General features: G+C 63.0%; 17 protein-coding genes. 4 read left to right on the plus strand and 13 right to left on the minus strand.

Annotated elements, in window-relative coordinates:
• Together gatB and EWF95_RS05635 are read right to left on the minus strand one after the other, a co-directional pair.
• The gene (gatB, locus tag EWF95_RS05630; RefSeq protein WP_142443049.1) at positions 1-1,491 is read right to left on the minus strand and encodes an Asp-tRNA(Asn)/Glu-tRNA(Gln) amidotransferase subunit GatB; all 1,491 of its coding nucleotides are present in this window, start codon (positions 1,489-1,491) and stop codon (positions 1-3) included.
• Positions 1,492-1,563: 72 nt separating this feature from the next.
• A complete protein-coding gene (locus tag EWF95_RS05635; protein WP_221886612.1) occupies positions 1,564-2,646 on the minus strand; it encodes a beta-alanine-activating enzyme beta-propeller domain-containing protein in 1,083 nt (360 codons plus the stop codon).
• 187 nt (positions 2,647-2,833) lie between these two features.
• On the opposite strand from EWF95_RS05635, the gene EWF95_RS05640 reads away from it, so the two are divergent.
• The 4 genes from EWF95_RS05640 to EWF95_RS05655 are packed head-to-tail and all read left to right on the plus strand — an operon-like array spanning position 2,834 to position 9,020.
• Positions 2,834-3,166, plus strand: a complete 333-nt coding sequence (locus tag EWF95_RS05640; RefSeq protein ID WP_142443051.1) for a DUF7518 family protein — start codon at positions 2,834-2,836, stop codon at positions 3,164-3,166.
• A 49-nt stretch (positions 3,167-3,215) separates the two neighbouring features.
• Complete coding sequence (gene smc, locus EWF95_RS05645) at positions 3,216-6,800, plus strand: chromosome segregation protein SMC (RefSeq protein ID WP_142443052.1); 3,585 nt, start codon at positions 3,216-3,218, stop codon at positions 6,798-6,800.
• Complete coding sequence (locus EWF95_RS05650; RefSeq protein ID WP_142443053.1) at positions 6,793-7,734, plus strand: segregation and condensation protein A; 942 nt, start codon at positions 6,793-6,795, stop codon at positions 7,732-7,734. Before smc ends, EWF95_RS05650 begins: the two co-directional genes overlap by 8 nt.
• Positions 7,735-7,778: 44 nt before the next feature.
• On the plus strand, positions 7,779-9,020 hold the full coding sequence (locus EWF95_RS05655; protein ID WP_142443054.1) for a DUF418 domain-containing protein: 1,242 nt from the start codon (positions 7,779-7,781) through the stop codon (positions 9,018-9,020).
• Here EWF95_RS05655 and EWF95_RS05660 read toward each other — a convergent pair.
• The 11 genes from EWF95_RS05660 to ubaA all read right to left on the minus strand — a co-directional run bounded on the left by EWF95_RS05660 (position 9,017) and on the right by ubaA (position 23,392).
• Positions 9,017-9,739, minus strand: a complete 723-nt coding sequence (locus tag EWF95_RS05660; protein ID WP_142443055.1) for a phosphoglycerol geranylgeranyltransferase — start codon at positions 9,737-9,739, stop codon at positions 9,017-9,019. The two genes, EWF95_RS05655 and EWF95_RS05660, sit on opposite strands and share 4 nt — an antisense overlap.
• A gap of 150 nt (positions 9,740-9,889) precedes the next feature.
• Positions 9,890-11,401 (minus strand): hypothetical protein, encoded by a 1,512-nt coding sequence (locus tag EWF95_RS05665; protein ID WP_142443056.1) that lies wholly within the window; start codon positions 11,399-11,401, stop codon positions 9,890-9,892.
• A 239-nt stretch (positions 11,402-11,640) separates the two neighbouring features.
• Positions 11,641-13,041: a dihydrolipoyl dehydrogenase family protein gene (locus EWF95_RS05670; RefSeq protein WP_142443057.1), complete on the minus strand. Its 1,401-nt coding sequence runs from the start codon at positions 13,039-13,041 to the stop codon at positions 11,641-11,643.
• Between the two features lie 505 nt (positions 13,042-13,546).
• Positions 13,547-14,527, minus strand: a complete 981-nt coding sequence (kdgK1, locus tag EWF95_RS05675) for a bifunctional 2-dehydro-3-deoxygluconokinase/2-dehydro-3-deoxygalactonokinase (RefSeq protein ID WP_142443170.1) — start codon at positions 14,525-14,527, stop codon at positions 13,547-13,549.
• A 61-nt stretch (positions 14,528-14,588) separates the two neighbouring features.
• Positions 14,589-16,871, minus strand: coding sequence for a DNA mismatch repair endonuclease MutL (mutL, locus tag EWF95_RS05680; protein ID WP_142443058.1), 2,283 nt, complete (start codon positions 16,869-16,871; stop codon positions 14,589-14,591).
• A complete protein-coding gene (locus EWF95_RS05685) occupies positions 16,864-17,301 on the minus strand; it encodes an NUDIX hydrolase (protein WP_142443059.1) in 438 nt (145 codons plus the stop codon). The genes mutL and EWF95_RS05685 overlap by 8 nt, the downstream gene beginning before the upstream one ends.
• A gap of 268 nt (positions 17,302-17,569) precedes the next feature.
• Complete coding sequence (locus EWF95_RS05690) at positions 17,570-17,842, minus strand: DUF7123 family protein (RefSeq protein ID WP_142443060.1); 273 nt, start codon at positions 17,840-17,842, stop codon at positions 17,570-17,572.
• A gap of 3 nt (positions 17,843-17,845) precedes the next feature.
• The gene (locus EWF95_RS05695; protein ID WP_142443061.1) at positions 17,846-18,097 is read right to left on the minus strand and encodes a spore germination protein; all 252 of its coding nucleotides are present in this window, start codon (positions 18,095-18,097) and stop codon (positions 17,846-17,848) included.
• Between the two features lie 234 nt (positions 18,098-18,331).
• Positions 18,332-21,034, minus strand: a complete 2,703-nt coding sequence (gene mutS / locus EWF95_RS05700; protein WP_142443062.1) for a DNA mismatch repair protein MutS — start codon at positions 21,032-21,034, stop codon at positions 18,332-18,334.
• 63 nt (positions 21,035-21,097) lie between these two features.
• Entirely contained in the window at positions 21,098-22,459 is a 1,362-nt protein-coding gene (thiD, locus tag EWF95_RS13910) for a bifunctional hydroxymethylpyrimidine kinase/phosphomethylpyrimidine kinase (RefSeq protein WP_142443063.1), read from the minus strand.
• A gap of 108 nt (positions 22,460-22,567) precedes the next feature.
• The gene (ubaA, locus tag EWF95_RS05710; protein ID WP_142443064.1) at positions 22,568-23,392 is read right to left on the minus strand and encodes an SAMP-activating enzyme E1; all 825 of its coding nucleotides are present in this window, start codon (positions 23,390-23,392) and stop codon (positions 22,568-22,570) included.
• Positions 23,393-23,417 lie beyond the last annotated feature (25 nt).

The raw sequence follows: 23,417 nt of genomic DNA on the forward strand, positions 1-23,417 counted from the left end.
TCAGGCGTCGAGTTCCTCGCGCAGCAGTTGGTTGACGCTGCCAGGGTCGGCCGAACCCTGTGATTTCTGCATGACCTGGCCGACGAGGAAGTTCAGCGCGCCGTCCTCGCCGCTGTGGTAGTCGTCGACTGCGTCGGGGTTCTCGTCGATCGCTTCCGTGACGAAATCGGCGATAGCGTCGTCGTCAGCCTTGCCGAGGCCCTCGCGGTCGATGATCGTCTCGGGGTCGTCGCCGTCGTCGAGCATCGACCGGAGGACGACCTCCTCGGCGTTTTTGACCGTGAGTTCGTCGCTTTCGACGAGTTCGATCAGTCGGGAGAACTCATCGAGGCGGCCCTCGATATCGGTAATCAGCATATCGCGGTAGTTGAGTTCGCCGAGCAGGTTGTCGGCGACCCACGTCGCGGCCACGTCGGGGTCGAACTCCTCGGCGACGGCCTCGAAGAAGTCGGCGACTTCCTTCGTGGAGGTGAGTTTCGAGGCCGACTCGCTGTCGAGGCCGTACTCGGCAACGAACCGCTCTCGTCGGGCATCGGGGAGTTCCGGAATCTCGATTTTCTCCTTCCAGTCGGCGACTTCGAGCGGTGGGAGGTCGGCCTCCCGGAAGTAGCGGTAGTCGGCTTCTGACTCCTTCGAGCGCATCGAGACGGTGATCCCGCGAGATTCGTCCCAGTGGCGGGTCTCGGTTTCGAGTGCGCGGCCGCGCTTGACGGCGTTTTTCTGGCGGCTGACCTCGTAGGCGAGGGCCTTCTCGGCGGCTTTGTGACTGGAGATATTCTTGACCTCGGTGCGGTTTGCGTCTTCGAGGACGCTGTCGTCGATCTCGCCCGCGTCGTCGACTTCCTCGGCATCAACGAGTGAGATATTGGCGTCGACGCGGAGGCTGCCGTCGCGGGTCGCATCGAAGACGCCGAGGTATTCGAGCACCTCTTCGAGTTTGGCGAGGAAGGCTCGCGTTTCAGCGGGCGAGCGGAAATCCGGCTCGGTGACGATCTCCACAAGTGGCGTTCCTGCCCGGTTGTAGTTGATCAGCGTCGCCTCGGCGGTGTCGATGCTACCGCCCTTGTGCTGGAGACTGCCGGGATCTTCTTCGAGATGCGCGCGGGTGATGCCGATCTCCCGGCGGTCGCCCTCGACGCTGATTTCGAGTTCGCCCTCCTGGCAGATCGGGGCGTCGTACTGCGTGAGTTGGAAGTTTTTGGGGAGGTCGGGGTAGTAGTAGTTTTTCCGGTGGAACGTGGTTCGTTCAGGTATCTCGGCGGAGAGTGCCTTCCCGATCTTGACGGCGGCTTCGACCGCGCCCTCGTTGAGCACCGGGAGCGCGCCCGGCAAGCCGAGACAGACCGGGCAGGTTCGGCTGTTTGGCTCCTCGTCGGCGTCGGCCGCGGTCGAGCAGCCACAGAAGATCTTGGTGGCCGTCTCAAGCTGGACGTGCACCTCCAGCCCGATGACGACCGCGTGTTCGTCGGTTTGGACGGCCTGCGCTGTCATTAAGCGGGGTTTGCTGCCCGCCCGCTAAAGCCTAACGGAGCCACGAAACAACCGCAAGTCGACCTGCCGGCCTCACTCAACGCGTCGAGCGCCGTGATGGCCCAAGGTGCCCAACCGAACCCGCGATCCCTCGCTGGAGCCATCGACGCCGGCCCGCAACGCGTAGACGCTTGTATCGTCGCTGCCGACAAACACCGTTCCGTCGACGACTGTCGGCGAGGAGCGGCCGCCGCTGGCGAAGACCCACTGCTGGGCTCCGGTGGCCGCATCGAGGGCGTACACGTTCCGCAGGGACGCGAAGACCACGGTTTCACCGACAACTGTCGGCGAGGAGTGCAGCGAACTCTTCGTTTCAAACGCCCACTGTTGGTCGCCGGTCGACGCCGACAGCGCGTAGATCAGGCCGCCGGCTGTGGTGACAAACACCGTCCCGTCGGCGACCGTCGGCGAGGAGACGACGCTGGCGTCGTGCGTCCACTGTTGCTCGCCGGTGTCGGCGTCAATGGCGTAAAATGACTCCCAACCCCCGACAAACACCGTTCCGTCGGCAATCGTCGGCGACGATTCGATCTTGCCGGCAGTCTCGAACGTCCACTGTTGCTCACCGCTCGCGGCATCAAGCGCGTAGATCGTCGCGTCGTTGCTACCGACAAAAACCGTCCCGTCGGCGACCGTCGGCGACGACGTGACGTAGTCGCCGGTTTCGACCGTCCACCGCGTTTCGCCGGTCGCAGCATCGAGCGCATAGAGCGTCGTGTCGTTGCTGCCAACGTAGACGGTGTCGCCGGCGACCGTCGGCGACGACCCGATGCTACCGCCGGTTTCAGCCGTCCACTGCTCCGTGCCGGTTTCGGCATCGAGGGCGTAGAGCGTCGCGTCGTCGCTGCCGACAAAGACGGTGCCGTCGGCGACTGTTGGCGAGGAAAAAATATAGCCCTCGGTATCGAACGTCCACTGTGTTTCGCCGGTCGCGGTATCGAGCGCGTACAGGGTGCTATCCCCGCTGCCGACAACGACCGTGTCGTCGACGACCGTCGGCGACGAGGCGACAGCGTTGTCAGTTTCGAACGCCCACCGCTGTCGCTCGGTTTCCTCCGCGGTCGCCCACGACACGCCAACGCCGCCAACAATCCCCACGCTGAGTGCTGATTTCAAGACTGTCCGTCGACTTGGGAGTACGGTGCCGTCCCCCAGCGGCCCATGGTACGCCATCCGTACTATACTATCTGGAGTTTTCATATAAATAACCAGTGCAGGCAGCCATCGATCACTCTCAGGATCACTCAGCGCGCACACATGTGTCTGACACAGTTTTATCCGGATACAGACTGGTTGTCATGGTATGAGTAACCGCGTCGATGAACTCGAAGGACAGGTGGCAGAGCTCCGCGCTGCGGTCAACGGCCTCACAGAGGAGCTCGTCGAGACGAAAGATCGGCTCCGCAAGCTTGAGGCTGAGGCGGCCAGCGAGGCGGAGCCGCCAGCCGAGCGGGAGACAAAAAGCGACGACCACGTCGTTGTCGTCGAACAGGAGCAGGACGATGTTGATGTCGCCACCGATTCGCTGGGATCCGACACCGCGTCGGAAGCCGAGCCGGGCGAGGCGGCTGTCGAACCGGAAGAGACAACAGAGAACGACACAAACAAATCGACAGACGACATCATCGTCGCCTGATCAGGCTCCGGCCTGACGCGCGAGGCGACCCTGCCCGAGTTCATCATCTATGCACATCAAAGCCCTCGTGTTGGACGGTTTCAAGAGCTTCGGGCGGCCGACGCGCATCCCGCTGTACGAGGATTTTACCGTTATTACGGGCCCCAACGGCTCGGGGAAATCGAACATCATCGACGGGATTCTGTTCGCCCTCGGGCTCGCCAAGACCCGGGGCATCCGCGCCGAGAAGCTGACCGATCTGATCTACAATCCCGGCCACGACGGCGAGGAGTCGACCACCGACGGGCCACGCGAGGCCAGCGTCGAGGTCATTCTCGACAACAGCGAGGGAGCACTCACCCGCGAGCAGGTCGTGACCGCCGCCGGCACCGACCGCGTCGGCGACGTCGAGGAGATCACGATTAAACGCCGGGTCAAACAGACTGACGACAACTACTACTCGTACTACTACCTCAACGAACGCTCCGTCAATCTCGGCGATATTCAGGATCTGCTCTCGCAGGCCGGCATCGCTCCCGAGGGGTACAACGTCGTCATGCAGGGCGACGTGACCGAGATCATCAACATGTCCGCCGGCCAGCGGCGCGGCATCATCGACGAGATCGCCGGCGTCGCGGAGTTCGACGCCAAGAAGGAGTCGGCCTTCGAGGAGCTCGATGCCGTCGAAGAACGGATCAACGAGGCGACGCTGAAGATCGAGGAGAAAGAAGAGCGACTCGACCAACTCGCCGACGAACGCGATACGGCCCTCGAATACCAATCGCTGCGCGACGAAAAACAGGAGTATGAGGGGTATCTGAAGGCCGCCGAGCTGGAGGACAAACGCGCCGAACTTGAGGAGATCGAAGACCAGATCGACAGCCACGAAGCAACGCTGGCCGAGCGACAGGAGACCCTCGACAGCGCGCAGGGGCGGCTCAGCCGGCTGGAAGACGAACTAGAGGAGCTTAACCACGAGATCGAGCGGAAGGGCGAGGACGAACAGCTCGAACTCAAACGCGAGATGGAGTCGATCAAAGGCGAGATCGACCGGCTTGAGGGCCGGATCGAGGCCGCCGAAGACCGGATTGAGGACGCCGAGGACGAGCGACGACAGGCCTTCGTCCAGATCGACCGCAAGCAGGAACAGCTTGAGGAGATCGAGTCGACAATCAAGGAGCTCAAAGTCGAGCAGGCATCGGTCAAAAGCACGATCCAAAGCAAGGAGGCCGATCTCGCCGAGATCGAAGCCGAGATCGACAACGCCGACACCGAGTTCGACGAGCTGAAAGCCGAGCTGGCCGACGCCAAGGAGCGACGCGAGGAGCTGAAAACGCAGGCCAACGACGCCCAGCGCAAAAAGGATCGGCTGCTCGACGACGCCCGCCGCCGCTCCAGCGAGGTCGAGGAGGCCAGAAACGATCTCGAAGCCGCCCGCGAGGAGCTGCCGGATCTCAAAGCCGAACGCTCGAACCTCCAGAGCGAACTCGACAAAGCCCAAAAGAACAAACAAACCATCGAGGAGAAGATCGACACCCTCCGCGAACAGCGCGAAGAAAAAAAAGCCGAACTGGAGGAGATCGAGGCGGAACTCCGCGAAAAGCAATCGGAGTACGCCGACATCGAGGCCCGCAGCGACGACGACAGCTCCTGGCCCCGGTCGGTAACGACGATCCTCAACGCCGGCAAGCGCGGCGTTCACGGCGCGGTCGGCGACCTCGGCAGCGTCGACAGCGAGTACGCCACCGCCTGTGAGACGGCGGCGGGTGGCCGGCTCGCAAACGTCGTTGTCGACGACGACGGCGTCGGCTCGGAGTGTATCGACTACCTCAAATCCCGCAACGCCGGCCGGGCGACCTTCCTCCCGATCACGGAGATGGACAACCGCGGGCTGCCGAGTCTGCCCAACAAGCCGGGCGTCGTCGACTTCGCGCGCAACCTCGTCGAGTACGACAGCGAATACGAGGGCGTCTTTTCCTATGTTCTCGGTTCAACGCTCGTCGTCGAGGATATGGACACCGCCCGCGATCTGATGGGTCAGTTCCGGATGGTGACGCTGGACGGCGATCTCGTCGAGAAGAGCGGCGCGATGACCGGCGGCTCCGGCGGCGGCTCGCGGTACGCCTTCTCGGCGTCGGGCGGCGGCAAGCTCGAACGGCTCGCCGAGGAGATCGACCAGCTCGAAGACAAACGCCGCACCCACGAGGAGGAGATCCGCGATCTCGAAGAAGGGATCGACGCCGCCCGCGACCGGAAATCCGACGCCGTCGAGAAAGTCCAGTCCATCGAGGCCGACATCGAGCGCGAACACGAGGCGATCGACGACGCCGAAGCGGAGATCGACGAACTCGAAACCCGCCTCGAAGAGATCGAGGCCGAACGCGAGGAGGTCGAAGCGGAGATGGCCGAGGTCGACGACGAGATCGAGGAGATCGAGGCCGAACGCGAGGAGGTCGACGCGGAAATCGAGGAGCTGGAGGCCGAACTCGCGGAATCAAAGATCCCCGAGCTGACCGACGAGGCCGACGGGATCCGCGAGGAGATCCGCGATCACGAGGATCGGATGGACGATCTCGAAGGCCGGCTCAACGAACAGCAGCTCGAACAACAGTACGCCGAGGAGGCTATCGACGACCTCCACGACACCGTCGAAGATGCCCAAAACCGCAAGGCAGAGGCCCAAGACGAGATCGACGAGCTCGAAAGCAAAATCGACGACAAGGAGGACAAACTCGACGAGAAACGCGCGGCCATCGAGGAGCTCGAAGCCGAGCTCGTCGATCTCAAAGACGACCGCGAGGAGCTGAAAGCGACAGTCAAAGACGCCAAAGCCGACCGCGACGAGGCCAAGGAGGCCGTCGGCGAAATAGAGTCAAAACTCCAGTCGGCCCGCGAGGAGCGCGACCGCCTCGAATGGGAGATCGACGAATTAGAGCAGGCTGTCGGCGACTACGATCCCGACGAGATTCCGGATCACGACGAGGTTGAGTCAAATATCGACCGCCTCGAAACGGAGATGGAGAAGTTAGAGCCGGTCAACATGCTCGCTATCGAGGAGTACGAGGAAGTCGAAGCCGACCTCGACGAACTCGTCGAGGGGCGCGACACACTCGAAGAAGAGCGCGACGGTATCCGCGACCGGATCGACCAGTACGAATCCCAGAAGAAGGCGACGTTCATGGACGCCTTCGAGTCCATCAACGACCACTTTACCGATATCTTCTCGCGGCTCTCCGACGGGTCGGGCGAACTCGTCTTAGAAGACCCCGAGGATCCCTTCGAGGGCGGGCTGACGATGAAAGCCCAGCCCGCGGACAAGCCGATCCAGCGGCTCGCGGCGATGTCCGGCGGCGAGAAGTCGCTGACCGCGCTCGCCTTTATTTTCGCTATCCAGCGACACAACCCCGCGCCGTTCTACGCGCTCGACGAGATCGACGCCTTCCTCGATGCGGTCAACGCCGAGCGCGTCGGCGAGATGGTCGACGATCTGGCCGGCGACGCCCAGTTCGTCGTCGTCTCCCATCGCTCCGCGCTCTTGGAACGCTCCGAGCGCGCCATCGGCGTGACGATGCAGGACGACAACTACAGCGCGGTCACCGGCATCCAGTTCGACGGCGACGACGCGGCCGACTCGGAGGTGCCGGCCGATGACTGATCTCCCTGACGCGGTCGGTCTCGACGGCGTCGCCGGCGAGTACAGCGACGACCAGGAGCGACCGCCCGAGCCGACCGCCGACGATGACGAGGTCGAACCCGTCGAGCTGTTGGTGCAGTTGGCCGAGGAAGGCGAGATCGAGCCGTGGGATATCGACATCGTCGAGGTCACCGACGCCTTCCTCTCGAAGCTCGAAGCGACCGATCTGCGCACGAGCGCGCGAGCACTGTTTTACGCCAGCGTCCTCCTGCGGATGAAAGGCGACGAACTGCTCGATCCAACCGAGGACGACCCCGACGACGAGCCGGAACCGTGGGAGCAGGCCTTCGAGGGCGACCGAGCCGCCGACGAGGCGGGCGGCGCGCCCGGCTTCGACCCGGTCGATGAGCTCGAAGCCGAGATGGATCGCCGCCTCGACCGGAAAAGCACCCGTGGCAACCCCGAGACGCTGGACGAGCTCGTCCGCGAGCTCCGGGAAGCCGAACGCGACAACTGGTGGAAGCGACGCCGGGAGTACGACACCAGCGACACCGGCGGCGGGGGGTACAGCACCCAGACCGTCGACTACCGCGCGGCCGACGATTTCCGCGAGGACGACGAACCGACCGAGGGCGACGTGACCGCCAACACCCACACCGAGGAGATCGACGACGTGATCGCGGATGTGACCGCCGCGCTCACCCCCGAGTTCGACAACGGCCGGAAAGAGGTGCTGTACGCGGAGATTAAAACCGCTGGAGGGCGGCCGTTTATGACCTATCTCGCGCTGTTATTCCTCTCGAATCGCGGCGAGGTGCGGCTCCAGCAGACCGATCTCTTCGGCGACCTCTGGATCCAGGATCCCGAGCAGATCAGCGAAAGCGACGAGGACGAGAGCGACGGCGACGATACAGTCGACAGCGATGCCGACGAGGTCGAAGCGATCGGAGACTGACGTGGTCGGTGTGTTTATTTGACTTCTCGTCTGACGGGTAGATAGTGAGTTCCACACCCTCGCCGACGCCACCCGAAGACCGGATTCTCGGGCTCGATGTCCTCCGCGGCTTCGCGCTGTTGGGGATTCTCGTCATCAACATCTGGGTGTTTTCGATGCCGTTTGCGACGCTCAACAACCCGACAGTGTACGCCTCAGCAGCCCCGTACGGCGAGTTCGCCGGCGCGAACTACCTCGTCTGGCTGCTCGGCCACGTCTTCGCCCAGCGGAAGTTCATCACGCTGTTTACGATCATGTTTGGCGCGGGGATCATCCTCTTTACCCGGAGTAAACCCGACAGCAGAGCCCTCAGACTCCATTACCGCCGGACTGCGTTTCTGCTGTTGGTTGGGCTTGCCCACGCCTACCTGCTGTGGTACGGCGACATCCTCGTTCCCTACGCGCTGTGTTCGCTGGCCGTCGTCGCCGCCAGAGACTGGAAGCCGACCAGCCTCGCCAGAATCGGGTTGCTGTTGATCGTGGTTCCAACGCTGTCGTATCTCGCCGCCGGTGTCTCGATAGATGCGAGCCAGACGCTCGCCGTCTGGACGCCCTCCGAGTCCGCCCTCCTCCAGGAGGTCGAAACCTACCGGAGCGGCTGGCTCGCCCAGTTCGACCACCGCGCCCAGACGGCGTTTACCCAACAGACCAGCGGCTTCCTCGGCGCGACCGTCTGGCGAACCAGCGGGCTCATGCTGTGGGGGATGGCCCTGTTTAAGTGGGGTGTCCTCTCGAATGAGCGATCCACGCGGTTCTACCGCCACCTCCTCGCCGGCGGCGGTGGGATCGGCCTGCTGCTGATCGGCACCGGCGTCTGGTACACCGAGGCTGTCGACTGGGCGGCTCCCGAAGCCCTGTTTTTCGGCACGCAGTTCAACTACTGGGGCAGCCTGTTTCTGGCCGGCGCGTATATCGCCGGGATCATGCTGTTCTGCCGGCGGTTCGGCGGGGGGAGGGTGACGACCGCGCTGTCGGCCGTCGGGCGAACCGCGTTCAGTAACTACCTGCTGCAGACGCTGCTTGCGACCTCGATCTTCTACGGCCACGGGCTCGGACTGTTCGGGAGTGTGACCCGCGTCGAACAGGCCGGTATCGTCGTCGCAATCTGGGCGATCCAGATCGTCCTCTCGGTGGTGTGGCTGCGGTACTTCCGGTTTGGGCCGATGGAGTGGGTGTGGCGCGCCGTGACCTACGGCGAGCGACCACCGTTGCGAAACGACGGGTCGGCCGACGCGTCCGCCGATTAGTTCGGTGTCGACGCGGCGTGGGCGTCGGTCGCCCCTTCGACAGTTTCCCGAACAGCATCACAGCCCTCCTCGTGGAGGAGGTCGCCGACGACGATCACGTCGGCGTGCTGGCCCATCTCGTAGGCACTGTCGTAGTCGCCGATCCCGCCGCCGTAGAACAGCGTCGCGTCGTCGAGGCCGTCGGCGGCAGCCTGAACGATCTCGGGATCGCCAAAGGTGCCGGAGTATTCGACGTAGACGATCTCCTGGCCGAACATCTTCTCGGCGACGCGGGCGAAGGCACCGACATCCTCGGCGGACTGGTCGCAGTCGGCCTCGGTGTACTCGGCGACGGAGGCCTCAGGGTTCATCACGATGTAGGCCTCGGTCGTCGTGCGATCCCAGTCGAGGCCGTCCTCGATGCGCACCCACTCCTTGTGGGCGCCGACCATCCAGAACGGATCCGTCGAGTTGAACACCGTCGGGATGAGGTAGCCATCGAGATCCGGCGAGTCGATGACGACACTCGGGTTTGATGGCTCCTGGTAGAGCGGGACATCGTACTCGGCGCAGGCATCGACGACGCGCTGCATCTTGTCCTCGGTCATCCCGAGGGTGCCGCCGATCTCGATGGCGTCGGTGCCGGTCTGACAGACATCCGCGAACGTCTCGCCCTCGACAAGCGGCTTGTCGGGGTCGATCTTGAGGATATGATCCCACTCCGCCCAAGGTGTACTCATTGGCTATGGAATGCTCACGCAGAGAATAAAAAGCGCACGGTGGCGAGAAAGCCACGGTGACATAAAAGACCAGCACACAGGTAGCCCGGGCAATGAGCCAACCGATGCCCTGGCGACCTATGAATTTCGACGCCGCCGCAGGGCGTGCGGTCATCTACTCTTAGAAAATCCAAAATCCGCTTGCTTGTACCGACGTGAAACTGCTGTTTTGGAGCCAAACGCATGCTCAGTATCGCCTCCCCACCACGATAATAGCGTGAGCAGTATCGTCTCCTCTTTGCTTATTGTGTCAGTATCTCGCAAATTGGCAACCACCGCTGGCATTATATCCTGTCTATCCGGCTCCAAATCAGATACATGACTGATATTGGCGGATGAGAGACCGTCGATTGCTGCCTCTCCAAGCGAATGGTAGTCTTCCAATTCAGGAGAAGGGAATTCCACGCGTTGATCCACAGAAACTTCGATTGGTGAGGCAAACATTGGTTGATCACTCTCGGTGAGCAGTTCTTGAGCGTCTTTGAACCCATCACGAGCTTGGCGGAACCGAGTTTTTGAAACAGTGTGACTATCAGCAGCGAACCGGATAATAGCTTCTTGAAAATTACGTTCAGCGGTCTGTAATGTCTCCCGAATTGCCGCTCGCTGCTCACGAGCATTCTCAGCTTTTTCCAGCTGTTCCTCGGTGGTCTCAATTTTGTTTTGGAGTTCCTCATCATCAGTGTTATCAAAAGGTTCAGCGGCCGCACTCGCTTGTTCCAGTTTATCGATAGCTATAGAATAGTGCTTCTCCGCTATTTCATACTCATTTTGCGACTGCGCTTTTTTCGCTTTTGTAATAGCTTGAGCCGCATTTTGTTCTAAAAGAGGATACTCAGCTGAGATATTATTGAGAATCTGTGTGGTTGTTTCGATCACTTTTTTATTGTTATCAGAGAGAAGCGGTCGAAGATCAGTGGTGATTTCTTGGACAGCTTCAGGATATTCTGCGGATATATTTTTAATCACTTGAATAGAATACTGCCTCGTTTTAGTATCGCTCTCAGAAAGCGTTGATCGCAACGTAGAGAGGATACTCCGAACATCATCGGGATGCTCGGTGGATATTTTTGCTAATACATATGCGGTATGTTGCTTAATTTTCACATTGGTTTTTCTGAGAAGCGGTCGTAATGAGTGGGTGATCTCCTGCATATCCTCAGGTTGATCGTCCAGCAGATTATCAAGAACCCAATCAGTGCCTTGCCTTACCTTCCTATCATCATCAGCATAGAGTGGGATGATGTCAGCCACTGCTTCCCAACTTTTGTGCGGATATTCTCTAGAGAGATATTCAAGCGCTTGGATAGTATGTTTTCGCACTGCTACGGCATCATCAGAGAGAAGTTGACGGAGTTCGTCATGGAGATTCTGAGCATCCTCCGGATGCGTCCTCGCTATGTTTCTCACCGTATGTGCGGCATGCTCTCTTATCTTAGTGTCCTCATGCAAAAGAAGTGCTTGCAGATGAGAGGTAATATCTAGAACTTGAGCTGGATCATCCTCGGATAAGTCTACGAGTTTTTTAACAGTATTCCGCTCTCGTGAACTAAGCTCAGCATCATCCGTTGAGGCAACAAATCGGATAACTGGAACGATATCCTGTACACCCTCATTACCCATATCTCTAATCTACACTATGTGAGAAAGTACTTTTTGAATAGTAGACTAATACTATCCAACCTTACTTTCGGTGTAAGTCGACCTGAGATCAAAGGCGATTGGAAACGTGCAGGGTGGAACGAACGTGATCGTGCAGATCGCTCAACCACCGTGATTCGCACAACCCTGCAGTGTATCGCGCCGCTGTTGACATAGACTACCGCGGTAAAATCCTGAACGACACGTTTTCAGACGAATTCTTAGTTGAGTTGTGACGCCGTCTCCCGAAGCAACCCATCGAGCAGCTCCGGCAACGTCGGATGAAAGGAGCGATCCGGTACCTCGCGTACGTCAAGGTTGTTCTCGACAATCACCTGCAGCGTTTTCGCCATCGTGTCGGCGTGAGCATGCAGGCCCTGATAGCCCAACACGGTGCCGTCGTCGCTATCGACGGTCAGCCGGGCGAGCCCGTAGGGCACGTCCTTGACTTTGAACACGCCGTCGTCTTCGGCTCGCCGGGTTGCGGTGACGACCGCGTGGCCCGCTTCGTTGGCTGTTTCGGGCGTGTGGCCGACGCGGGCGAAGGGGTAGACGCTCGCGCCGGAGAAGACCACCTGGTGGTGGACGTTCTCGTAGGGCGTCATCGACTCGCCGGCGTGGTGGGCAAGGATGTTATCGGCGGCGGCAAACCCCTGTTCCTTGGCGACATGCAGGATCGGCTCCTTCCCGTTTGCGTCGCCGACAACGAAAATCTGCTCGTCGTCGACGGCGGCCATGGTGTCGTCGACCCACCCCTCGCGCGGGTCGAGTCCGGCGGCGTCAAGCCCGAGGCCGTCGAGAGTGGGCCGGCGGCCGGTAAAGGCAAAGAGGGCTTCGGCGTCGACAGCGTGTTCGGTGCCGGCCTGTTCGACGCGGAGGCGAACGCCGTCAACCGTCGGTTCGATCCGCTGTTCGGTTGCGTTGGGGAGAATGTCGACACCGAACTCCTCGCGGTAAAGGGCCATGAGCTCGTCGCCGAATTCCGGGTCGGCCTGATCAAGCGGGCGGTCGTCGTGTTCGATCACGGTGAGGTCGACACCGGCCTCCGCGAGATAGGGGACGAGTTCGAGGCCGATGTAGCCGAACCCCATCACAATCCCCGAGTCGGGGAGATCGGTCGCCGCGAGCACGTCCTTGCTCGTCATGGGATCGACGGCGTCCATGCCGGGCAGGTCGGGGATGTACGGCGACGATCCGGTGGCGATCACGACGTAGTCGGGCTCGTAGCGGTCGCCGTCGATGGCGACCACGCGGTCGTCGACGAACCGGGCGGTGTCGTCGCGGAACTCGATGCCAGCGGTGTCAGCCAGGTCGTGGATCGACTCCCGCCGGTGGGCCGCGAAGCTCTCGACGTGCTCATCTTTCCGGGCGACCACGCGGTCGAGGTCGATCGTTGGCGGGTCGCCGTTAAGCCGGTCGTCGACGCGGGCCTGAAACCGGTGGGCGGCCGCCGACAACACCTCCTTCGAGGGCATACAGCCGTTGAGGATACAGAGTCCGCCGCCGGGATCGCCGTCATCGACGAGCGTCAGTCGGTCGATCTCGCCGCCGACATGTGGCGCGAGGTCGCCGGCGACCGCCGAGCCCGCGCTGCCGTAGGCACCGATAATCAGGACGTTCATAAGTTGAGATCACTCCGCGACTACAAAACCGTATGGCGGCTGGTCGAGGGACTGTCACAAGCGCGTCGCTGGATCCGATGAAAAACACACCGCAACGCGCGACGAGAAAGGCGTAGATGTGGGAAGCAGTTCTCGCTTCCCGACCTGTTCCGGGCAGGCGTGTTCGACAGTCGCCGTCGTTGACACGTGGCGACGACTGTGCCTTTCGACGGGTGATATAAATAAGTGGTGCTTGCGATATCAAATAAGATAATAGTAGTTGTAGACTCGATCGAACCGCTGCACTGAGAGGGAAAAATAGCAACTCGTTTGCGACACCAAATTATCGTATTTGATATCTTGGTCAAATCGTTTATTACTACCGTCTCCGATTGTTCCGATACCGTCTGACCGCGTTCCGGGCAGGCGGTGGCCGTCTCCGGGCAGGCGGCATGCGACTTCCGGGCAGGCTATGCGGTTCATTCCGGGCATCTCTTTGCGGTGGTTGGAATCCCTCTTCTAAGAGCTATCGAGCGATCCCATCGGACGCATCCGCGAGTACCGACTCGATCTCCTCGCGTGTCGATACCAACACGTCACCGGTGATCGTCCGCTTGACCGCGGCGGCGGCGGCCGCATACGACTGTGCGGTCTCGACGGTGGCTGGCGTCAACGCGCCGTCGCCGTTGGTGAGCAGCTCCCCAAGAAAGCCGCCGACGAAGGCGTCGCCGGTGCCGATAGCGTCGACGGTTTCATCGGAATAGATCCCTTCCTCAACGATCTCCCCATCGACAAGCGCGAGCGACCCCTCCGCGCCGCGGGTGACGACAACGGTGTCGAGATCGTAGTCGTCGGCCAGCCCGCGGGCGACCGCTTCGGCATCCCCCTCGTAGCCGAGGATCGCACTCGCATCGCGGTGGGGGGCAAACAGCAGGTCGACCCGCGGGAGGAGGCTGTCGTAGGCGACGGCGGCGTCGTCCTGTGACCAGAGCTTCGAGCGGTAGTTGAGATCGAACGAACACAGCGTGTCGGCGTCGACAGCGATATCCAGCAGTTCCCGCGTCGTCTCGGCGGTGGCGTCGCTGAGTGCGGGTGTGATCCCAGTGGTGTGAAACACCGACGCGTCGGCGAGACGGTCGGTGTCGAGCTCGTCAGTGCTGACCGTCGTGATCGACGCGTTGGCGCGGTCGTAGACGACAGTTGTGTCTCGTGGGTCGGCCCCGTATTCGAGATAGTAGGTGCCCAATCGGGCGTCGTCGCTGTCGTCCCACGCGACCGCGGGCGTCACGTCGTGACCCCGAAGCGCGCGAACAACACGCCGCCCGAGGGGGTTCGCCGGGAGCTTCGAGCACCACGCCGCGTCGACGCCGAGACAGCTTGCGGCGGCGGCAACGTTGCTTTCGGCACCGCCGACCTGTGCATCCAGCTCACCCTCTGTTTCGAGTCGTGTTCCGCGGGCTGGCGAGAGCCGGAGCATCGTCTCGCCGAACGTCACCAGCTCAGCCATGGTATCGACCGCCATGCATACCGCGTGGTTCTGGGGTGAGGCTCTTAACTCCAACCGTTGGCTACTCCGGCCGTCGGCCGTGGCCCGGATAATCCCGCTCGAAGCGGTCAGTGATCTCCTCGCGGGTGATCTCGATGAGTACCGGCCGACCATGCGGGCAGGCATACGGATTCTCGCAGTCGTCGAGAGCCGACAACAGCTCGACAACCGAGCCCTCGGTGAGAGAGGTGTTGCCGGTCACCGAGGGATGACAGGCCAGATCGGCGAGCAGCTCGTCGATAGCGGCCTCGATCGTCGACTCGCCGTCGGCGGATTCAACCACACCGAGCAGCGCGTCACGAAGGAACTCGGGTTCCACGGTTGTCTCGAAGATCGCCGGCACGCCGGTGACAGCGACCTCGCGGTCGCCGGCGTCCTCGGCGCGAAACCCGATCGCCGCAAGCTGATCGGCGGCCGACTCAAAGAGGGCCGCCTCTCGGGCGGTAAGCTCCAGGGAAACCGGCTCGGCGAGCGTCTGGGTCGCCGGCGTCTCGCCAAGTTCGGCCTGGAGCCGTTCGTAGTTGACACGTTCATCTGCTGCGTGTTGGTCGATCAACACCAGCCCATCGTCGGTCGCCGCCAGCAGATAGGTGTCGTACAGCTGCCCGAGGACGCGGAGTGTCGGCAACGTCTCATACTGACGCTCGGCCGTGGTCGTCTCACCGGTGAGCGTCTGTTGGGTGGTCGGCTGTGTCGGTGCTGCGTCGCGTGCCTCGGGAGAAGTGTGGGGGGTGACGCCGTCGGTGGCGGTGGTTTCGGTGGAAGTGTTTGCGGTGGTGCTGTCGTCGCTGTCTTCGCTGTCAGTCGGTGGCGACGTGGTCGTCGGGTCAGTGCTCGTCGGCGCTGTTGTTGAGGCGGCATCTGCTGTCGAGGGATCGTCTGCCGACGACAGCTCGGTTGCGGGGTCGGCGGCGCGTGTCGGTGTCGACTCGGTTGCGATGTCGTCGACGACCCAACTGTCCTCCGCGCTCGGATCGACAGGTTCGGCGGAGTCGGCACCATCAGTCGAATCCGCGGCTGTCGTCGGCTCCGGGGTGTGGTCGGCCGTGGTGTCGGCGTTCGGCGAAGCGGCGGCTGTGGTGTCGGCTTCGGAACCGGTGTCGGCATCGTCGTCCGCGACAGCAGCGGTAGATGGATCACGGTTACCACCGCCGACAGCGGTTGTGTCGGGCGATTCCGGCTCGATCGTTGTCTCCGCGGGAGCCGATCGACCGCGCGGGGCCGACGAGCGGATCAGGCCGGCATCCAGTAGCGCGTCGGTCACCGCGTCCCGAACCCCGGCTGCGACGCCGTCCTCGTCGTCAAACCGTACCTCCGTTTTTCGCGGGTGGACGTTGACATCGACCGACGCCGGCGGTACATCGACGAAGAGCACGGCAAAGGGGTATCGATCAGGGGCCAGCTGGCCGCCGTAGGCGTCGACAACCGCGCCGCGGAGTAGCGACGCTGTCACGTACCGATCGTTGACAAAGGTGGCCAGATACGACCGGGTGCTCCGGGTCGTCTCCGGGTCGCTGACGAGCCCCGAGATCCGCTCGATCGGCCCGTCGCCGTCTGTCTCGTGGTCGACCTCGATCATCGATTCGGCGACATCGCGGCCGTAGACCGAGAGCACGGCCGAGCGCAACGAGCCGGTTCCCTCGGTCGCAAACACCTCCCGGCCGTCATGTTCGAAGGCGACAGCGACATCCGGGTTTGCGAGGGCATACTGGCTGACGACTGTGTTGACATGATCGAACTCGGTGCGGTCGCGGTTGAGGAACTTCCGGCGAGCCGGGGTGTTGAAAAACAGCTCCTCGACCTCGACAGTTGTGCCGACCGGGCAGCCGGCCGGCTCGATGTCGCCAACGTCGCCGCCGTCGACGGTGAGTTCAGCTCCCGAGGCGGCGTCGGCCGGCCGCGAGCGAACCGTCAGTCGGGAGACAGCCCCGATCGTGGCGAGAGCCTCACCCCGAAAGCCGAGAGTACCGACGCCGGCATCGAGATCGTCGATGTCGCTGATCTTGCTAGTCGCGTGTTCGGCGACCGCCAGCGGCAGCTCAGATTCGGGGATCCCGTGGCCGTTGTCGCGGACACGGATCCCCTCGGTGCCACCACCCTCGATGGCGACGGCGATCCGGGTCGCGCCCGCATCAAGGCTGTTTTCGATCAGCTCCTTGACGACGGAGGCCGGTCGTTCGACGACCTCGCCGGCAGCGATGCGCTGTACCGTCTGGTCGTCGAGATGGTGGATCGCCGTGTCGTCGGTTGAGGGAGTATTGTCGGTTTGGGCTGTGTCGTCGGTTGAAGAGATGTCGTCAGTCATCGGTGGCAGCGGTCTGTTCGCTCGGTAGGGCGTCGGCGGCCAGCAGCCGATCGATCGCCGTCTGGTGGATGCTGACCGTCAGAAACTCATCGCGGGCGGTCGACGGCGAGACCCACTCGTAATCACAGTGTTCGTCGCTGAGCTCGACATCGGTCGTTTCGGCCTCGCAGTAGTAGACGACGCTGAACCGACCGCGGCCGACATCGTTGCGCCAGGCGGCCGTATGGATCGGCTCGCCGACGGTCACCGAGAGGCCGGTCTCCTCAGTAACTTCCCGTTTCAGTCCGACGATTGGGGCCTCGGCCGCCCCCATCCGCCCGCCGGGAAGCTCCCATGTCTCGGGGTCGGCCTGCATGACCAGCAGCTCGTCGGCCGGCGATCGGATGATCGCCTTCTGGCTCACTTCGGCGATCAGCGGTTGTTCAGTCATCGTTGACGACAGCTGTCGGTGGGTGGTTCACCGCGTCCGCACGGCGACCGGTGCTCCGGTCGACGGCGGATCGGCGGGACGCGAACGGGTGCATACGCTGAGTTACGTGGGTGAGCGGTATGAATCCATTGTTGCTCCCGTGTCACGTCGATGACGGGACACCGACGCCGCCGGCTGGGCGGCGAACACGCTCATCGGTAGAGAAAAGCGAACGGAGTGGGTGGAACGAACCGAACGGAAGGGAGTGGGGTGGGTCGACGGTGGACACTCAGGCTGTTCGCTCGACGCGCCAGGTCGTCGCGCCGGTGTACGACCAGCGTTCGATCGACAGATCCTCAACCGAGTCTTGGAGCTTCACGATCAGGGCACCGATTTCCTTTGCGGAGAGACCGACTTCCTCGGCGATAAACTTGCTTTTGAAGTACATATCACCGGCGTCGGCACGCTCGCGCAGATAGTCGGCGAGCCGTGATTCCTTCGATTGGGGGCTGTCTACGTCGGGCGATTCCTCGGTCTGAACGGGTTGGGTCGTCGCGGTCATGGATTATGGTCTCTTGTAGTGGTGGCCAGCGAGCAATGCGAGCAGTTGACAACCGAGCAGTCCAAGGAAGACTGCCCCAGTGTGCGTGCCGATACCGAGGGAGAGGACTGGCAGATACACTGCCGGAAGGACGATCGCCGCCCAGAAGCCGAGCCAGCGGATCGGTCGGGTGAGCGGCAGGCTACTGGACGCCTGCGTGGGCGACTCAGCTTCGGCCGGCGGCGATCGACCAACGGTCGATGGGGAACCTGTCATTGAGTGCTCACCGTCTATCGTCTCCAAGAGACCGTACCCACATATAATAGCCAGAGCGTTTGGGAAAATTCACCGCGTAAAACGTAATAAAATGGATCGCGCTGACAGTTTATAACTCATTCAAAACAGCGTAGACATTTTATAATCGTATCTAACACCGTTATCGTTATAGAAGCAAATATTGCGCCATCATCAACCGACACTAGTTTTAAATAGGGGCAAAAATCTACCGGCTCAGTGCTCCGAGAGCTCGGTTTTACTGAGTTGCTCCTGCCACTGCTGGACTTTCGCCATCAGCTCGACCGGTGACATTTCGTCGATATCTGTTGTCTGAAGGGCTGTAAGCACCGATTCAAGCTCCGGGTCGCTGTCGGTTGTGGTGTCGGCCGCGTTGGCACCGTTGTCGGCGGGCTCGATTTCGCGCGCGTCGCCGTCGGCGGTGCGGAACTCGCCGGCTGAAAGATCGAAAACGGCCTGCGTCGGCTCGCTGGAGCCGCTTCCTTTCGCTTCGACGGCCTTCTTTGATCGTAGCTTCTCCAGTACGTCGCGTGCGCGGCCAACGACAGGCTCCGGAACGCCCGCGAGATCCGCGACGTGAATCCCATACGAGCGGTCGGTCGCGCCCTCTTCGACCGTCCGGAGGAACGTGATCTCCTCGCCGTCACCCCTGTCCTCGTTGGCGACAGCAACGTGGACGTTGCCGACGCGGTCGAGATGTGAGGCGAGTGCGGTCAGTTCGTGGTAGTGGGTCGCAAACAGGCAGTGACAGCCGATCCGGTTGTGGATATACTCGGTTGCGGCCCACGCGATCGAAATCCCATCGTAGGTCGCGGTGCCACGCCCCACCTCGTCGAGGATCACCAGCGACTCGTCGGTTGCTGAATGGAGGATATTTGAGAGTTCCTGCATCTCGACCATGAAGGTCGAACGGCCCTGTGCGAGCTCATCGAGCGCGCCGACACGAGTGTAGATCCCGTCGACGACGCCGACGGTCGCCGCGTCGGCCGGGACGAAGCTGCCGACCTGCGCCAGGAGGGTGATCAGCGCGGCCTGCCGCATGTAGGTTGATTTCCCGCTCATGTTCGGCCCCGTCACGAGCAGGAAGCCGCGGTCGCGGTCAAGCTGGAGATCGTTGGGTACGAACTCGGTGGTCTGCTCGACGACCGGGTGGCGACCGGCGTCGATAGCGAGTTCGCCGGGGTCGGCCAGCGTCGGGCGACACCAGCCGTTGCTTGCGGCATGCGTCGCCAGCGAACAGTACACGTCAAGTTCGGCGATAGCTCGTCCTACGTCCTGTAGCAACGCTGACTGTGCAGCAACCGACTCGCGGAGCTCCTCGAACAGTTCGTATTCGAGCTCGCCGCGCTGTTCTTCCAGTCGGAGGATCTCGCGTTCCCGCTCGGCCAACTCGTCGATGACGAACCGTTTGGAGTTTTTGAGGGTCTTGACGTGCGAGAACGAGTCGGGGACAGCGTCGGCTTCCGACTGCCCGACCTGAATGTAGTAGCCGTCGGTTTTGTTGCGGCCGACCGAGACGTGGGTGAGGCCGTGTCGCTGTTTGAGCCGGTCAGCCAGCCCGTCGATCCACTCCTTGGCCGCTTCGTGTTGGTCGATGAGCTCGTCGAGGTCGTCGTGGTAGCCGCGTTTGAAGAGTTCGCCCTGCGTGACGGTCTGTGGCGGATCGTCGACGATGGCGTCGGCCAGCGTCTCCCGCAGGTCGGCCGCGGCCTCACGGTCGATGTCGTCGAGCACGCTGGGTAGTGGTGAGTCCGCGAGTTCGCCATCTGTGAGTTCGGCGGCGATATCGGGCAGCAGCCCCAGCGTCTCCCGGATCGACAACAACTCGTTTGCGCCCGCGCTTCCGCTGGCGACGCGGCTGGCGAGGCGTTCAAGGTCGGCCGCGCCGTCGAGCGTTTCTTGGAGTCGTTGGCGACGCAACGCGGCCGCCGCCATCGCGGCAACGCTGTCGAGGCGGCGATCCAGCGTCGCCCGATCCCGCCGCGGTCGGGTCAGCCACTCCCGCAGCAGGCGACGGCCCGGGCTCGTTGCGGTGTGATCGACCGTCGCCAGCAACGACCCCGCGCTGTCGCCCTGCATCGTCTCGACGAGTTCGAGGTTGCGCTGGGTCGTCGCATCCAGCGTCAGGTGATCGTCGGCCGTGTAGGGTTGGAGCCGCGTCATCGATTGGCGGACGCCAACGCCGGTTTCGGCGACGTACGCGAGAATCGCACCCGCGGCGCGGACGGCCAACTCCGAGTCGAGCCCGATGCTGTCGGCGGTTTCGTCGCCGAACTGCTCGTCGACGGTGTAGGTCGCTCGCCCGGGTGCGAAGGCGTCGGTGGTGTGCAGCGTCACCTCAGCGTCGCTGCGGTCGGTGACCGCCGAAAGAAACTCGTCGTCCGTGCGGACGGCCGGGCCAGGCAGCAGTTCGACCGGGTCGAACCGGTAGCATTCGGCGACCGCGCTGTCGGCGTCCTCGACCTCTGTGACGAGGAACTGGCCGGTCGTGATATCGGCGAACGCCAGCCCGTAGGGGCCGGTCGATTCGTCGTCAGTTTGCTCGTTCGGCGCGACCACGGCTGCAAGATACTGGGCGTCGCTGTCGGCGGTTTCCAGCAGCGTTCCTGGTGTGACGCGGCGAGTGATCTCCCGGTAGAAGTCACCGTTGTCGTCCTCGAACTGGTCGGCAACGGCGACGGTGTAGCCGCGTTCGACCAACGCTGTCAGATAGGGCGTCAACTCGCCGACCGGAACGCCGGCCATCGGATACGACTCGCCGCCCGAGGATTTCGTGGAGGTCGTTAGGTCAAGTTCGTCGGCAACGCACTCGGCGTCAGTATCGAAAAACTCGTAGAAATCGCCGCACTGCATCGCCAACAGGTCGGCGTCGCTGTCGGCTTTCAGCGCGTGAAACTGTCCGACGATCCCCTGTGACATACCGGCCGTGGGGCGGACAGTCGCTAAAACGCTACGATGCGGCCGGCGGTAGCAGGGCCACCTTTACTCGGTCAGGAGGGCGTCGGCGACCGACAGCGTCCGCTCGCGGAGGGTGGCCGCGTCGGTTCCACAGAGGACGACCGCGGGCTGTCGACCCTGATCGCCGGGGTCGATGATCGCGGCTGGCAGCTGGTCGGCGTCGGCAACGGCGGCCGCCACGGCGTCGGTCGGCGTGCCGCTATCGCCGCGGACGACCGTTCCGTCAAGCGTTTCGAGGGCCTGTTCGACCGCGTCGTCGAACCGACAGGTGGCCGCAAACCGGAGTTCGGGGAACGCCTCGCGGGCGGCCAGCAACTGGTGGGCGAGGTCGCTGGCCGTCCCCGAGCGAACCCCGGCGTTGTGCCGGATTCCGGTTCGGGTGCGACTGAGTCGGCCGTCGACGCCGACGACCTCGGCGGGCGTTTCGGCGTAGGGGGTCGTGCCGACGACATCCATCCCCGCGGCGGGGACGAGCGTTTCGGCGTTGGCCTCGACCAGTCGGGCGACGATCCGCTCGACGGCGGCGGCTGTCGCCTCGCGGTCAGCGCGCTCGCGGATCTCGACGAGGTGGTGCACCGATCCCGGCCCCTCCCCGGCGTCGATGCCGTACCGAACCGCGCGCTCCATGAACGCGACGCCGCCGGCGACGGCCTCGGTGAGCGTCTCCTCGCGGGCCAGGCGGGCGGCGATCGCACTGGAGAGCGTACAGCCCGAACCGTGGGTCGCGTCGGTGTCGATCCGGGGATGGCTGTACTGTGTGTGGGCCGCGTCGGTGGCCGACTCGTCGACGACGAGCGTATCGACGACATCGCTCTCGCCGTCGGCTCCCTCGTCGATATGGCCACCCTTCACGAGCGCGGCGTCGGCCCCCATCCCAACGAGGTCACGGCCGGCGGCCTCGGCGGCCTCGACGCTATCGACCGCCCGGTCGGTCAGGAGTTCGGCCTCGTCGGCGTTCGGCGTGACGAGGGTCGCGTGCGCGAAGAGATCCTCGTAGGCGGCTTCGGCGGCCTCGCTCAGCAGCCGATCGCCGGTTGCGGCGACCATCACGGGGTCGACGACGACTGGCCCGTCAAAATCGGCGAGACAGTCGGTGACGGTCTCGACGACATCGGCGGTGGCGAGCATGCCGGTTTTGACCGCGCCGACATCGAAATCGTCGACGACAGCGTCATACTGGGCGGCGATATGGTCGGTCGGCAGGACGTTGATATCGTCGACGCCGGTCGTGTTCTGGGCGGTCGTCGCCGTGATCGCCGAGGTGCCGAAGACATCGTGGGCCTCCATCGTTTTCAGATCGGCCTGAATCCCCGCGCCGCCGCCGGAGTCGCTGCCGGCGATCGTGAGCGCGACCGACGGCGAGACGGGTGCGTACTCGCGGCTCATGGCTGACTTCCGATGAGGGGTGGTGTGGTAGGCACAACGGTCATATCGGCTGATATGTCCACGCCGGCTAAAAGCACATGGGCTACAGACAGACCGGCTCGCGCGCCGTTAGGCGTTCGTGTTCGGGCGGTCGATCCCACAGCCGTCGGCGTAGTCGACAGCGGCGAGCGAATCGATGCCGCCATCGCCACAGACCGGGCAGTCCGCCGACTGCTCGTATGGGACGCGCTCGACGGCGAGAGCCATCGCATCGTACGACAGCAGCGTCCCGACCAGCGGGTCGCCGATGTCGGCCAGCAGTTTGACGACTTCGGTCGCCTGGATACAGCCGATGGTGCCCGGCAGCGCGCCCAACACGCCCGTGGTCGCACAGTCGGGGACGGTGCCGGGGTCAGGAGCCTCGGGGAACAGACACCGGTAGCAGGGCCCGTCGGGGACGATGGTCGTCGCCTGTCCCTCGAACTTGTAAACCGCGCCGTTGACCAGCGGAACCCCCTCTAGGCGGCAGGCGTCGTTGAGGAGGTACCGCGTCGGGAAGTTATCAGAGCCGTCGACAACGAGGTCGTAGGCGGCGATGAGCGATTCGGCGTTCTCGGGTGTGAGTCGCCGCTCGTGTGGTTCGACGGTCACGTCGGGGTTGAGATCGGCAACGAAGTCGGCCGCGCTGTCGACCTTCGGGCGGCCCACGTCGCCGTCGCCATGGATCACCTGTCGCTGGAGATTCGACCGCTCGACGGCGTCGTCGTCAACGATGCCGAGAGTGCCGACGCCCGCGGCTGCGAGGTACTGGATGACGGGCGCGCCGAGGCCGCCCGCGCCGACGACGAGGACGCGGCCCTCCAGCAGTGCTGACTGCCCCTCGGGGCCGATCTCCTCAAGGATGATATGCCGCGAGTAGCGGTCGAGTTGGGTCGAATCCAGCGAGAGGCTCATGGCTCCCGATTGGGGGAGGCACAAA

Origin of the sequence: Halonotius roseus, assembly GCF_006861655.1 — an archaeon.
GTDB lineage: Archaea > Halobacteriota > Halobacteria > Halobacteriales > Haloferacaceae > Halonotius > Halonotius roseus.